The organism is Vibrio sp. OPT41 (genome assembly GCF_015163595.1).
Lineage (GTDB): Bacteria > Pseudomonadota > Gammaproteobacteria > Enterobacterales > Vibrionaceae > Vibrio > Vibrio alginolyticus.
The window spans coordinates 18,104-30,814 of record NZ_JADDYH010000009.1 but is presented as its reverse complement, the minus strand read 5'-3'; the positions used below and the strand labels follow the sequence as shown (position 1 = coordinate 30,814).

General features: G+C 43.6%; 15 protein-coding genes. 6 read left to right on the top strand and 9 right to left on the bottom strand.

Annotation, left to right across the window (positions count from 1 at the left end; genetic code table 11):
- The coding region (locus tag IQP38_RS00790; RefSeq protein WP_193837228.1) for a DUF808 domain-containing protein at nt 1–863 on the bottom strand (863 nt) is incomplete at its 3' end.
- A gap of 172 nt (nt 864–1,035) precedes the next feature.
- On the opposite strand from IQP38_RS00790, the gene IQP38_RS00785 reads away from it, so the two are divergent.
- The gene (locus tag IQP38_RS00785; protein WP_042521574.1) at nt 1,036–1,953 is read left to right on the top strand and encodes a M14 family metallocarboxypeptidase; all 918 of its coding nucleotides are present in this window, start codon (nt 1,036–1,038) and stop codon (nt 1,951–1,953) included.
- Here the strand turns inward: IQP38_RS00785 and IQP38_RS00780 are convergent.
- Complete coding sequence (locus IQP38_RS00780; RefSeq protein ID WP_005385013.1) at nt 1,948–2,736, bottom strand: AraC family transcriptional regulator; 789 nt, start codon at nt 2,734–2,736, stop codon at nt 1,948–1,950. The genes IQP38_RS00785 and IQP38_RS00780 overlap by 6 nt on opposite strands.
- A gap of 98 nt (nt 2,737–2,834) precedes the next feature.
- Between IQP38_RS00780 and IQP38_RS00775 the strand changes: the two genes are divergently transcribed.
- Nucleotides 2,835–3,740: a DMT family transporter gene (locus tag IQP38_RS00775; RefSeq protein WP_042521576.1), complete on the top strand. Its 906-nt coding sequence runs from the start codon at nt 2,835–2,837 to the stop codon at nt 3,738–3,740.
- Nucleotides 3,741–4,347: 607 nt separating this feature from the next.
- Here IQP38_RS00775 and proC read toward each other — a convergent pair.
- From proC to IQP38_RS00760, 3 genes are all read right to left on the bottom strand, one after another.
- Nucleotides 4,348–5,169 carry a pyrroline-5-carboxylate reductase gene (gene proC, locus IQP38_RS00770; RefSeq protein ID WP_193837186.1) on the bottom strand — a complete coding sequence of 274 codons (822 nt, stop codon included), beginning with the start codon at nt 5,167–5,169 and terminating at the stop codon, nt 4,348–4,350.
- 10 nt (nt 5,170–5,179) lie between these two features.
- Nucleotides 5,180–6,220, bottom strand: a complete 1,041-nt coding sequence (locus IQP38_RS00765; RefSeq protein ID WP_137282533.1) for a zinc-dependent alcohol dehydrogenase family protein — start codon at nt 6,218–6,220, stop codon at nt 5,180–5,182.
- A gap of 178 nt (nt 6,221–6,398) precedes the next feature.
- Nucleotides 6,399–6,866 carry an Lrp/AsnC family transcriptional regulator gene (locus tag IQP38_RS00760; RefSeq protein WP_167415958.1) on the bottom strand — a complete coding sequence of 156 codons (468 nt, stop codon included), beginning with the start codon at nt 6,864–6,866 and terminating at the stop codon, nt 6,399–6,401.
- A 142-nt stretch (nt 6,867–7,008) separates the two neighbouring features.
- On the opposite strand from IQP38_RS00760, the gene IQP38_RS00755 reads away from it, so the two are divergent.
- The 4 genes from IQP38_RS00755 (at nt 7,009) to IQP38_RS00740 (ending at nt 10,026) form a co-directional block, all read left to right on the top strand.
- Nucleotides 7,009–8,181: a pyridoxal phosphate-dependent aminotransferase gene (locus tag IQP38_RS00755; RefSeq protein WP_193837185.1), complete on the top strand. Its 1,173-nt coding sequence runs from the start codon at nt 7,009–7,011 to the stop codon at nt 8,179–8,181.
- A 4-nt stretch (nt 8,182–8,185) separates the two neighbouring features.
- On the top strand, nt 8,186–9,070 hold the full coding sequence (locus IQP38_RS00750) for an AEC family transporter (RefSeq protein WP_193837184.1): 885 nt from the start codon (nt 8,186–8,188) through the stop codon (nt 9,068–9,070).
- 417 nt (nt 9,071–9,487) lie between these two features.
- Nucleotides 9,488–9,730: a type II toxin-antitoxin system ParD family antitoxin gene (locus tag IQP38_RS00745; RefSeq protein ID WP_193837183.1), complete on the top strand. Its 243-nt coding sequence runs from the start codon at nt 9,488–9,490 to the stop codon at nt 9,728–9,730.
- Nucleotides 9,727–10,026: a type II toxin-antitoxin system RelE/ParE family toxin gene (locus IQP38_RS00740; RefSeq protein ID WP_017449644.1), complete on the top strand. Its 300-nt coding sequence runs from the start codon at nt 9,727–9,729 to the stop codon at nt 10,024–10,026. Before IQP38_RS00745 ends, IQP38_RS00740 begins: the two co-directional genes overlap by 4 nt.
- A gap of 89 nt (nt 10,027–10,115) precedes the next feature.
- Here the strand turns inward: IQP38_RS00740 and IQP38_RS00730 are convergent, their stop codons facing one another.
- From IQP38_RS00730 to IQP38_RS00705, 4 genes are all read right to left on the bottom strand, one after another.
- Entirely contained in the window at nt 10,116–11,039 is a 924-nt protein-coding gene (locus IQP38_RS00730; protein ID WP_193837182.1) for an FRG domain-containing protein, read from the bottom strand.
- A gap of 190 nt (nt 11,040–11,229) precedes the next feature.
- Nucleotides 11,230–11,463, bottom strand: coding sequence for a hypothetical protein (locus IQP38_RS00720; RefSeq protein WP_193837180.1), 234 nt, complete (start codon nt 11,461–11,463; stop codon nt 11,230–11,232).
- 152 nt (nt 11,464–11,615) lie between these two features.
- A complete protein-coding gene (locus IQP38_RS00710; protein ID WP_193837179.1) occupies nt 11,616–11,942 on the bottom strand; it encodes a hypothetical protein in 327 nt (108 codons plus the stop codon).
- A 226-nt stretch (nt 11,943–12,168) separates the two neighbouring features.
- Nucleotides 12,169–12,456 carry a hypothetical protein gene (locus IQP38_RS00705; RefSeq protein WP_063517564.1) on the bottom strand — a complete coding sequence of 96 codons (288 nt, stop codon included), beginning with the start codon at nt 12,454–12,456 and terminating at the stop codon, nt 12,169–12,171.
- Nucleotides 12,457–12,711 lie beyond the last annotated feature (255 nt).

Here is a 12,711-nt window from a genome sequence, read left to right as displayed (position 1 = left end):
ACAACCAACCCCGCCACAAAGCCGATAATACCGTTCAATAAAATAGGCAAAATGGCTGTAGCAACCGAATGACCACTAAAATTCATAATAATCGGCTCTACAAAGTGATGAATGGCGGGCACGTTGTGCACCACAATTCCCCCACCCACCAAAAACATCGCTGCAGTTCCTACAATGGTTAATAACTTCATCAACTTTGGTGCAAAAGCGACCAAGGCCCCTCCGACTTTCGCCACCCAACCTTTACCGTTTGAGCGACTTTCAAGGTAAAGGCCTAAATCATCTAGCTTCACAATCCCAGCGACTAGTCCATAAACTCCAACCGTCATAATCACTGCAATTAAACTGACAACTAAAATTTGCGTAACAAGACTGGCTCCTGTCACGGTACCTAACGCAATCACAATGATCTCTGCTGAAAGGATAAAGTCTGTTCGAATCGCACCAGAAACTTTACGCTTTTCATACTCTTCTATCGACTCGCCAGTATTAACTAGCTCCTCTTTTTCTTCGTGCGGATGCGGGTGAGGAAACACTTTCTCAAGTACTTTCTCTGCCCCTTCAAAGCAGAGAAATAAGCCGCCAATTAGCAATAATGGCATGATAAGCCATGGAATAATCGCGCTAATAAGTAAAGCTGAAGGAACTAAAATCAATTTATTTTTGAATGAGCCTTTTGCAACCGCCCAAACCACTGGAATCTCTCGCTCAGATGCAACACCAGACACTTGTTGAGCGTTTAACGCTAGATCATCTCCCAACACACCTGCGGTTTTCTTTGCCGCCATTTTTGACATTAAGGCGACATCATCAAGCACCGTGGCAATATCGTCCAGCAGTGTGAGTAAACTTGCTCCAGCCATTTTTGGTCTCTTATATGAAATTGAGTAAGTAACAAAATGTAACACCAATGAATCACTCATCAAAGTGATGATTTTGCAAAGAATACCACCCCAAATGGTGTTTTATATTGCCGTAAAGATAAGACAGGTCTAGTCTTGTGATACCTTTCAGCAGTCAAAAGAAAAAGTATAGATGAAAAGTGGATACATTTACCCGATCGGTACTCCTGGCCAACCTTGGAACGAAGAAGAACGTAAAGCTTGGTTAGCAACGCAAGAAGTAAAACGTAGCTACCAAGATGAAGTCGTCAGTAAAATCGATGCCCTACGCGAGCGTTTTGATGTTGAACAATATGGGGCGCTCTCATACAACGAGGCACGCTTCCCTCTGTTTTGTATCAAAACACGCAATTGGGATTCAACTAAACCTGTTGTGTTGGTCACAGGCGGCGTGCACGGTTACGAAACCAGCGGTGTACATGGCGCATTAAAGTTTGTAGAAACAGAAGCAGAGCGCTATGCAGAGCATTTCAATATTGTCGTTGTACCCTGCGTAAGCCCTTGGGGTTACGAGGTGATCAACCGCTGGAATCCAAACGCGATTGATCCAAACCGCTCTTTCTATAAGGATAGCCCTGCCGAAGAGTCCGCTAACCTCATGAAGCTCGTTGCAACTTTAGGCGATGTGTTAATGCACATTGATTTGCACGAGACGACAGACTCCGATGAAACAGAGTTCCGTCCTGCGCTTGCCGCTCGTGATGGCATTGAGTACATCGAGGGCATGATCCCAGACGGTTTTTACACAGTTGGAGATAGTGAAAACCCTCAGCCTGACTTCCAAAAAGCGGTCATTGAGTCAGTTGCAAAAGTGACTCACATTGCACCAGCAGATGAAAACGGCGAAATCATTGGTTCACCCGTCGTACAGTTTGGCGTTATCAACTACCCAATGGTGAAGCTGGGTCTGTGTGGCGGCGTAACAAATTGCGTTTACGGCACGACAACGGAAGTGTACCCAGACAGCCCAACGGTGACCGACGAAGAGTGCAACGATGCGCAAGTTGCAGCCGTGGTCGGTGGTCTGAATTACGTTCTGGCTCAGTTATAATAAGCGGTTCTTATATTGCTCCGGTGTCATGCCGGAGTATTTCTTGAACATTGCGATAAAAGGGCTAGCTTGGTTATAACCTAACGTCAACGCGACTTCCTTTACGGTCTGCCCTTTACGCAGCAACTCCATAGAATGTAAATATCGCACACGTAAGCGCCACTCAGTAAAGCTCATTCCTAATTCACTCTGGCAATGTCTCGCTAACGTGCGTTCTGTGGTATGCACTTTTGCCGCCCACTCCGCCAAACTGATCTCATCCGTCGGCGATTCTTCTACTGCTTTTAAAATCGGTTCAAGATACTTATTGTCGGTAGTCGGTAAAAAGTGATGTTCGACTTCTTGCTTTGCAAGCTGGTCCAATAACACTTGTACCAAGCGCTTGTCTTCATCAGTTTGCGCCACATTAATGTCTCGCTGACGAAAGTCCTCAATAATAGATGACACGATTGGAGTCACTTTGATCAAGCTCGTTTTGGTAGGAAAATGCGCTGTCAATTCAGGGGCAATGTTCAAAGAACAATATTCGATTGGCTTACGGTTGTAGCTAGTGTGACGAATTCCGGCGGGAACCCAAATAGCAAGATGTGGAGGTGCTAGAAATCTTGTGTCTTCTGCATCCATCTCCAGAATCCCACCGCTGATCAGTTGCACTTGCCCCCAAGGGTGGCTATGAATTCGTGTTTCTGTATTAGAGAGAAACGCTTCGAAATTCATAAATACATCTGATGGCGCACGATCGATTGATAAGGAGGGGTGAAGATTTCTGGCGCTCTTTTTCAAAATTGTCTTCCTATCGCTTACGATGTCTTTTAAGAGATACTTTTTATTATAAAGACCTGCCAGACTAGCGCCATCAATAATTGTGCTATAGGGTTCTCATGATTTATTTACTTCCGTTTTTCACCGTTATGATTTGGGGTGGTAACTCAATTGTGAACAAGATGGCTGCGAGCGCCATTGAACCAAGTGCGATGAGTTTCTACCGTTGGTTTGTCGCAATGGTACTCCTAACGCCATTTTGCCTGCCTGCAATCATCAAACAACGACACATTACTCGACCTTACTTAGCTAAGTTGGCGTTTCTTGCGTTACTTGGTATGGTTCTCAACCAGTCACTTGGATACTATGCCGGTTTAACAACAACGGCCTCTAATATGGCCCTGATCACCTCTTTAGTTCCTTTGATCAGTGTGTTTTTAAGTGTCCCATTGCTCGGTAAATCTATATCAATGTTAAGTATCGTCGGTGGTGTCATTTCGCTCGGCGGCTTAGCATTTATGCTTGGTCACGGTGATATCACTTACTTTTTACATCAAGACTTAACGCAAGGTGACAGCTTAATGCTCGTTGCTGCCATGGTATACGCGGCTTATTGTGTTCTGCTAAAACGCTGGAAAATGCCATTCAGTAGTTTGACTCTGGTTTACATGCAGGGCTTCTTTTCTGTTTTGATGCTCACACCACTTTGGCTCTCTAGTGAGCAACTGTTACCAAGCCAAGACGCGCTACCATTAATCGCTTATGCTGGTATTGCTGCTTCCATTTTCGCGCCGCTGATGTGGGTCAAAGCGATTGATTCAATTGGTGCTGATTCAAGTGCTATGTTCATGAACCTAATGCCTGTGGTTTCCGTCATACTTGCTTCAACACTAATTGGTGAGAAAATTTACACTTACCACATTATTGGTGGGTTGTTAGTCATCTCTGGCGTTATCTTGTCGCAAATAAAAGTAAGACAGAGAAAACCATTGTCCAATTCTGAGATTGCCTCTACCGCCAATTAACATCTACACCCCAAGCCACAGAACTACGCTGTGGCTTGTCACTTCCAGCGTTCGAATAAAAGTTAATATTTTGTTTCATTCGCTATTCCCGAAAATTCATCTTGCTGCTAAATTGGGAAAACAATAACCCATGTTGATACAACCATAAAGTGGCATTTATAATTGCTTTAATATCAACGCATTAGAAAAATACAACCATATGTTGATATTGCTTAATACAACTATAAGTTGATATTTTTGTGACGATAATATTTGAGGTATCAAAGCGCAGTAAGAAACTTTCTTACAAAAAATGGTTCCATCACTTCACCTAGTCATGTGTAAGTCGACAAAGTCGCTTAGTAATTAAGGTACGACAGAATCGCTTGGTGATCACATAGAAGCTGAGATCAGCACCAGCACGTCTTTGGACATTTTCAATTTAGGACGATAGGACGATTTCTACTCTATCGATAAGTTTTAGTATCCCAAAACGACAATGACCACCATTTATAACGGTGGTCGCCGTAACAGGAATTGGACATCAGTGAGCATTTTTAAAAGCTGGAGCATATTAGTAGTTCGCATAACTATGCATTTAAGTAGCTCATATATTGCCTCTGCCTACTTAAACTCTTAATTCCAAACCACGCTGGTATGCCGCTTTAACCGCTTGTTTTACAGCACTTTCAACTTCTCTCTCATGCAGAGTAGTAAGCGCCGCTTCAGTGGTTCCGCCGGGTGACGCAATACGTTGGCAAAGTGTATCTGGTTCATCATCAGATAGTAATGCTAATTTTGCAGCCCCCAGGGCCGTATGACCAACCAGGCGCTTTACATCATCAGATCTCATCCCCAGCTCTTCACCAGCTGAGATCATGCATTGCATCATAAGCAGGAAATACGCCGGACCGCTACCAGAAAGCGCTGTGACTAGGTTAATGTCATTTTCATTCTGTACTTCTAAGCACTCACCAAAAGATTCAGCGACCGTGGTTGCAAGCTTCTTTTGTTGATCATCGGTGTTGGCATTTGCATATAAACCAGACATCCCAGCGCCAACCAGCGCTGGCATATTGGGCATCAAGCGCACTATTGCACACTCATGGCCCAATATATTCTCGAGTGTTTTGATAGATGTGCCTGCAGCGATGGAAACAAAAACCTGACTTCTATCTGCTCTGATATCAATTTGTTTTACAACAGCTTCTATAACCTGAGGCTTGACCGCCAGCACAACAACATCCGACTTATCAACGACATCCTGCGTTTTACTTACCGTAGATACACCATATTTGTCTGATAACCATGCCACTCTTTCTGCGGATGGTTCTGACACCTGTATATCCTGCGCCAGAAAACCTTTCGAAATCAGCCCACTAATCATGGCGGCGGCCATATTACCACCCCCAATAAACCCGATAATCGGAGATTGTTTATCTTGTGTCATTTCGCCCTCCTTAGAAACCTGTAACAACCGTAACGCCAGGTGTGGTTGCCGAATCCATAGTGGTTAGAGCCTCAATCGATTGTTCTAGGCTGATAGTACGGCCCAGCAATTTCTCTGGTGTTAATTTTCCGGACATCATCATGGCTAACATGGCATCGTAACGATGTGCTTGCATGCCGTGGCTACCTATAATTTCCAGTTCGTCAGCGATAACTTTAGCCATAGGCATAGCAGGATTGGCCTGTTCAGCAAGTAATAACCCGACTTGTATATGCTTGCCTAATTTGCGCAAGCTCTTCACTGAGTTTACACAGGTGATAGGGTGCCCCAGAGCATCAAGAGAAACATGTGCACCTCCTTTACTGATCTCAATTACAGCTTCTGCAACATCAGCGACTTTATTGCCATTTACCGTGGCTACAGCCCCAAGCGAGCGTGCCATTTCCAGCTTGGTATCATCAATATCGATGGCGATTACATTGGCACCAATTGCAGTCGCAATCATAATCGCTGACAGGCCGACACCACCACAGCCATGTACTGCTACCCATTGTCCGGCAGAAACTTTGCCTTGATCGACTACCGCTCTGAATGAAGTTACAAACCGGCAGCCAAGGCTGGCTGCTGTAACAAAGTCCAGATGCTCTGGTAGGGTGACCAAATTTACGTCAGCGTGATCAACAGTGGTGTATTCAGCAAATGATCCCCAATGCGTAAAGCCGGGCTGGGTCTGGTTACCACACACCTGATGATTACCGGTATTACACTCAGGACAGGAGCCACATGCGTTTACAAACGGCACTGTCACTCGCTGGCCAACCTTGAACCTATTCACCTCTGAACCAACTTCTTCGATAACACCGGCAAATTCATGACCGGGTACGTGCGGGAGTACAACGTCCTCATCATGACCTTGCCAGCAGTGCCAGTCACTGCGACATACGCCAGTCGCTTCAACTTTAATTACCACACCATGGGAAGCGGGTGTTGGATCCGGTACATTTTTGATTTCTGGAATAGATGAAAATTTTTCTATAACGACGGCTTTCATAGGCTTCTCCGCAGTGCTGTTTAGTGGTATCAGTTGTTAACAGTCTACCTTTGTGCGAAGAAATTACCTTGCAAAGGTTGCCTGGATATCAATCAAAAAGTAAATAGTCTTTCATAAAACAACGTAATTATGAAAGACTAATTCAGATGTAAAGAAAGTGTGACATAGGTTGGTTGTGTCAGAGAGAAACCGGTAGCCTTGTGGATGACTTCAGCTCTCGTAGAGAAATATTTGAGCTAATCACAGACACGCCGGGTAGCTGCCTTAGCTCTCTTTCAACAAAATCGCTGTAATCATCAAGATCTTTAGCGACAACCTGGAGCATAAAATCCGAATCGCCGGTTGTATTGTGGCAAGAAAGCACGTTCTCAGAGCTTTGGATAATAGACTCGAAAATCCTGGTTGTTTCAGTATCATGCTTTGTACAGGTAAGCTGAACAAATGCCAGAACGCCAAACCCTAGCTTGCGGCGATTCAGGTTAGCCTGATACCCCTCTATATATTGCTCTTCTTCCAAGCGCTTTAGCCTCCTCCAACAGGGGGTTTCACTGATTGCCAGCTCTTGGGCAAGCTTTGCATTTGTTAAGCGTCCATCCTGCTGCAAACGCTGCAATACGGCAATATCGACTTTATCAAGCTTCTTCATAGAAAGATTCCGCTATTAATGAGGTAATAATTGGAAGACTAATGCAAAAATGGGCTTATGTCACACCTGAAAAGCAAGGCAATTCCTGCTATGACCGATAAGATTAGAGCTTATTAGTCGAGTTTTTAGCCGAGGTACAACAATGCAGTCTTCCATACTTAGCGACATCAGTCCGGTTGCGTCACAATTGAAAGAGTCTTCTATCCGCGCTATTGCCAACTTTGGTATGTCGCAAAAAGATGTCATTCCCCTGTGGTTTGGAGAGTCAGATATTGTTACACCTGATTTTATTAAGCAGGCGGCTTTCGAAAGCCTGGAGCAGGGGCAGACATTGTATACACCAAACAATGGTATACCGCAGTTGCGCCAGGCGCTGGCTGACTACCAGTCATGTCTGTTTGAGCGTCCGTTTACCGATGAGAATATCGTAGTGACCTTGTCAGGTACCAATGCGGTGATGCTTGCCGCTCAGGCCGTATTAAAGCCAGGGGATAAGGTGGTTGTTATCAGTCCTGCTTATCCGATACTGACCGCTATTCCAAGTCTACTTGGTGCGGAAGTCGTAGAGTTCCCGCTTACTCAGGTCGAAGGACGATTCGAACTGGATATGGAGGCGCTTTTTGCGGTGACGAAAGATGCCCGGGCATTAGTTATCAATTCACCAGCCAATCCGACTGGATGGATGGCGAGCGAACAACAGCTTAAAGCGATAACCGAGTTTTCTCGACAGACCGGGGGATGGGTAATCTCGGATGAAGTGTATAACCGCCATGTTTATGAGGGAACATCTGCCCCTTCCTTTTGTCAGTTCATCGATGACCATGATCGTATTATTGTTTGTAATAGTTTCTCCAAAACCTGGTGTATGACGGGATGGCGTTTGGGCTGGCTTACTCTGCCTAAGCCTCTCCGGCCAACGATTACCAAGCTGATTGAGTTTAATGTTTCCTGTGCTCCTGCCTTTGTTCAGGCCGCAGGCGTTGCTGCAATTGAGCAGGGCGAAGTCTTTTTACAACAGACACTGAAGCGTTTTCGTCATTCGAGAGATATGGTGCGTGAAGCATTAGGTAATATCTCTGGCGTAACCTTGTATGAAATGCCGGCAACCTTTTATGCCTTCCTGAAGGTTGATGGGTTAGCTAACAATAGCCAGCCATTTATTCTGGATATGATTGAGAAGTCTAAAGTAGGCGTCGCACCCGGGGAAGCATTTGGAGAGGCGGGGTGTGGTCACCTGCGTGTCTGTTACGGTACCAATCACACTAGTCTTGCCATCGCTTTAGAGCGTTTACAGACAGCACTGGAAAACAGGTAGTAAGATGTTTGAATTAGTCATCGGAATACTGTTTCCGCTATTTTCCCTCGTGGCTATGGGGTACGGCATTGGTCGTTGGATTAAAATGGATTTTCTGCCCATTAACCGTATTAACATGGATATGTTCTTGCCTGCTCTGGTGTTTTCTTCAGTAGGAACGATGCCACTTGATATGACCCAAGTGCCGCTGCTTAGTGCTTCGCTTGTTGCGATATTTATCCCTGGCTTGTTAATGGTTCCAATATGTCGGTTGTTTAAACTTCCTTACAAAGTCTGGGCTCCGCCACATATGTTTCGCAATAGTGCTAACTTAGCAATACCTCTCTTTACTTACACGTTTGGCGAGGATGCTATAGCACCAGCAGTACTGTTGCTCGTCGTTTCGGTTTGTACGCATGTCAGTCTTGGTCTGACATTAGTCAGCAAAGGGAATCCTCTTAAGCAGGTTGTACATATGCCTATGTTTATCGCGGCTATTGTGGCTCTGATACTAAACTTGACCGACATTAGTATCTGGGAGCCTCTTTATAATGCAACAGCACTTCTGGGGCAGACAGCCGTCCCAATTATGCTTTTATCCCTCGGGACTCAGATGTGTAATATGCGCCTGAGCGGTCTTAAAGTCGGTCTGCTTTGCACTCTGCAGTCGTTGGCAACAGGGGCGGTTACTTTTGGGATTATTTATATGCTTATTCCACTGCCGACCATGCATTTGCAGATGATGTTACTCTTTTCGATGTTGCCTCCAGCAGTCATGAATTACCTGCTTGCTGAGAGGTTTGGCCTTGAGCCTGCCAAGGTCGCTTCAATGGTTCTGTTTGGTAACTTTTTAAGCATCGTAACTTTGCCAGTGCTATTGACGATTGCTTTGTCATTAGAGCCTTTTTAATCAATGTTCTCTTTTGAATGACTATACATTCTGGACAAAACTCTTAAGAGTTCATGTTTTTCTCGCTTTTGTCCAGAATGTGCACACCCCGGCTCTGGTTCGACATTAGGAAATATAGGGCAAATTCTGACGGGATTTATCGATCGAAAATTTTTTTAGCAAATAATGGGGCAGTTCTGCGTTACGATGATCTACCCCGTCAGCAAGCCGTTGGACAGAACCTTGTCAGTTATATTACTAAAGTAGGATATAACTGATTGGCTGAAACATGGAAAAGTAACGCCACATTAGGGTGTGAGCACAGAGCTCAACTAAGCTTAACGCATAGTAAAGATACCACGTGTTGCGAATCACTACTTGCATTCAAGCTCAACTAATACCATAATTAGGTATATTTTGGTATTAAAGGGCTATGTTATGGCTAAGAACACTAGTATTACTTTGGGTGACCATTTTGACGGTTTTATTGCTAATCAAATCCAAAGCGGTCGCTATGGCTCTGCAAGTGAAGTCATTCGTTCCGCTTTACGTTTACTTGAAACCCAAGAAACTAAAATGAACACTTTACGCCAATTGCTTGTTGAAGGTGAAGAAAGTGGAGTTGCGGATTATGACCTTGATTTGTTTATCAATGAGTTAGATAGCGAAGAGCGAAAATGAGACCATTTCAGTTAACTAACAAGGCGAAATCTGATTTAAGAGATATAGCCTTGTTTACCTCTCGACGCTGGGGTCGTGAACAGCGAAATATTTATCTAAAACAGTTTGATGACTCATTTTGGCTGTTAGCCGAAAATCCTGACATTGGTAAAGCCTGTGACGAAATTCGCGATAGCTACAGAAAATTCCCACAAGGAAGCCACGTAATATTTTATCGTCAGATTGGCAGTCAAAATATTGAGATAATCCGTATCCTCCACAAAAGCATGGATGTGAATCCAATTTTTGGCGCATAACGCCCTGTTAAAGTGTGAGCAACGCAATACTTAAGCTGCCGCATACCACCCTAAACACTAAAACCAACGCATAGTAAAAATGCCACGCGTTACGAATCACTCTTAAACGCTTTGTTAGGTGTTTCGTGGTATAGATTAAGGCTCAATAACCTATCGGCAAAGCTATCACATTTTCGGCGAAGCAAAAGCGTTTTTTCCTTTTCCAGTTGCCTATTTGCTAAATCTGCAGCACCAATTAAATCAGGGAAAAGTGTCCCACTATGCACGTTCATTGACTCCAAATGCCTCAAAAAGTCATCTCTATTAGACATTGGTATTTTAATTTTATACAACACAGGTGCATGCCCATTTAAATTGAGCACCTTAGGGATTAATTCGTCAATATCTTCCCCGTTAGGCGTAAGTGTGAAAACTCCTCCCTGACTAATAACCCTTTGGTTTTCCTCACACAATGCATCATGGATGAATCTAATACTTTCGTCTTCTGATTCAACTCTATGGTCTTGATTAATATGTAAATCATGAAACGCTATTGGAGAGAATACCCAAAGTGCGTGATATCCAGATTCAGGTAAAGTTTGAGAGATGAGTGAAAAATATAGCGATACATAAGGCGATCTAGACCAATCAAGCAAAGGTGTAGACAAACCAAAGTGCTGACCTAAAGACCACCATTCCATATCATTCAAGCTCGTAGGGCTAGCGCCTCTTCTACCAACAGCGTTAGTCTTAAACCTAGATAAATGTTCTTCAAGTAAATCATGTCGAGACTTAAGCTGTATCAAACCTCTGATTTTAGAGGCTTCTGAAGAATTATAATTACTAATCTCTGAGAGCATATTTTTATAGTCCCGATCAAACTTAGATCTTAAAGTCCAATCAGAGTCAGCTTGTCCTCGAAATATAAATTCCGACCAATCTAAAAAACTAGCTTCGAGGAGATAGACCAAGTCACCCCAACATTCCACTGTTATCTCAGCGAACGCCTCTTTCACTTCCCATTGGTTAAACATATCCTCCATCTCCCAGAAACACCTAACACCCTGCTAAGGGGTGAACAACGCAATACCGAAGCCGCCGCATACCACCTTAAACACTAAAACCAATGCATAGTGAAAATGCCACGCGTTGCGAATCCGTCTTAAAGCGTTTGTTAGCATTCAGCACCAAGTCAGACTATAAATCTTCTACGTTATTAGGTAGCTAACTTTCTACTGTCTTTTTGCCGCACTTTTTACAAACTAGGTGACGCTCAAACTCATCCATAGAGGCAACAAATGCTCCAAGAGCCCAGCCTTTAATCGCGCCTGCTATAAATTCCTTAAACTTCTGATTTTTGGCACCTTTAAAAGCACTCGGCTTTCTGACCAAGACAACTACGTGATGAGTATCCGTACCGCAATCTGAACAGTAACGAACTTCTGTTTTGTGAGACATTCTTTTTCTCCATGAATGCTAACGCCCTGTTAAGGTGTGAGCAACGCAATACCGAAGTCGCCGCATACCACCTTAAACCTAAAACCAACGCATAGTAAAAATGCCACGCGTTGCGAATCACTCTTAAACAGTTTGTTAGGCAAATTGTGACTTTAAGGCCTATATTCACCTACAAACGAAAAATTCTGTCTATAATCAGAATTTTTGTTTGAGCACAACAACTTAACACCAGCCTTCAGGTCAAACCGACACTCATCTCCAAATTCTTCCATAATAGGCGTGGATGCCCCATCACCTTCTGGGGTTTTATACTTAATCACAAATTGACCTGACTCCCGTTGATATGCATATGCTGGAACGGACCACTCTTTTTCCTGACCATCCATTTTAGTGAAAATGCCAACATATGAATCAGTCATTTTGCTACTACACCCTGCTAATACAAGACTTGTTAGTAATAAGATTAGTTTTTCGTTCATAGCATACTCCGCTTAGGTTCATCGGAGCATATATTAAAGCGAAGAACATAATTAACTGATCAGGAAACATAAGGTTGCGCTTTTTTGCCTAACGTCCTGTTAAAGTGTGAGCAACGCAATACCGATGTCGCCGCACACCACCTTAATCACTTAAACCAACGCATAGTGAAAATGCCACGCGTTGCGAATCACTCTTAAACAGTTTGTTATACAAATTGCACGCAACTTACCTTGAGGTCTCATCACAAATGTATGGCTTGCCGCCCGAAGTATCGCAATTAAGTGCGCATTCATAATCACCATAGTTCGTTGCATTTAGGTCTTCTAGTATATCTAGCGATGCTGCACGACATGCAGAAAGCGAACTGAATGTTCCACCGAATCTGTCAATAGTTAAATTATTGGCATTTGGATACACAAAGCTCATCCATTCTTCTTTTTTTGTTTTATCGAAAACCCAAGACGCAATGTTGTATACGACAACAATGGTAATTATTACTTTTAGAAATTTCATACTAGATTATTTGATTGGTGTATTGAAGGCCATAATTATATTACGGATACTAAGCTATTGCATGTACTCGAATAGATTTTGTGTAACGCCGCATTAAGTGGTGAGTAACGCCTGTCACCCCACCTAAACCATTGTGCCGTAAACGCTAAAGCTAATTCTAACTGAAAATGCCGAGCGTTGTGAATCCGTCTTAAATGCTTGTTAAGTTTTTGCTCATGTTAGCAGCCTAGTTAAGGTAAACACGACTCCAACAAT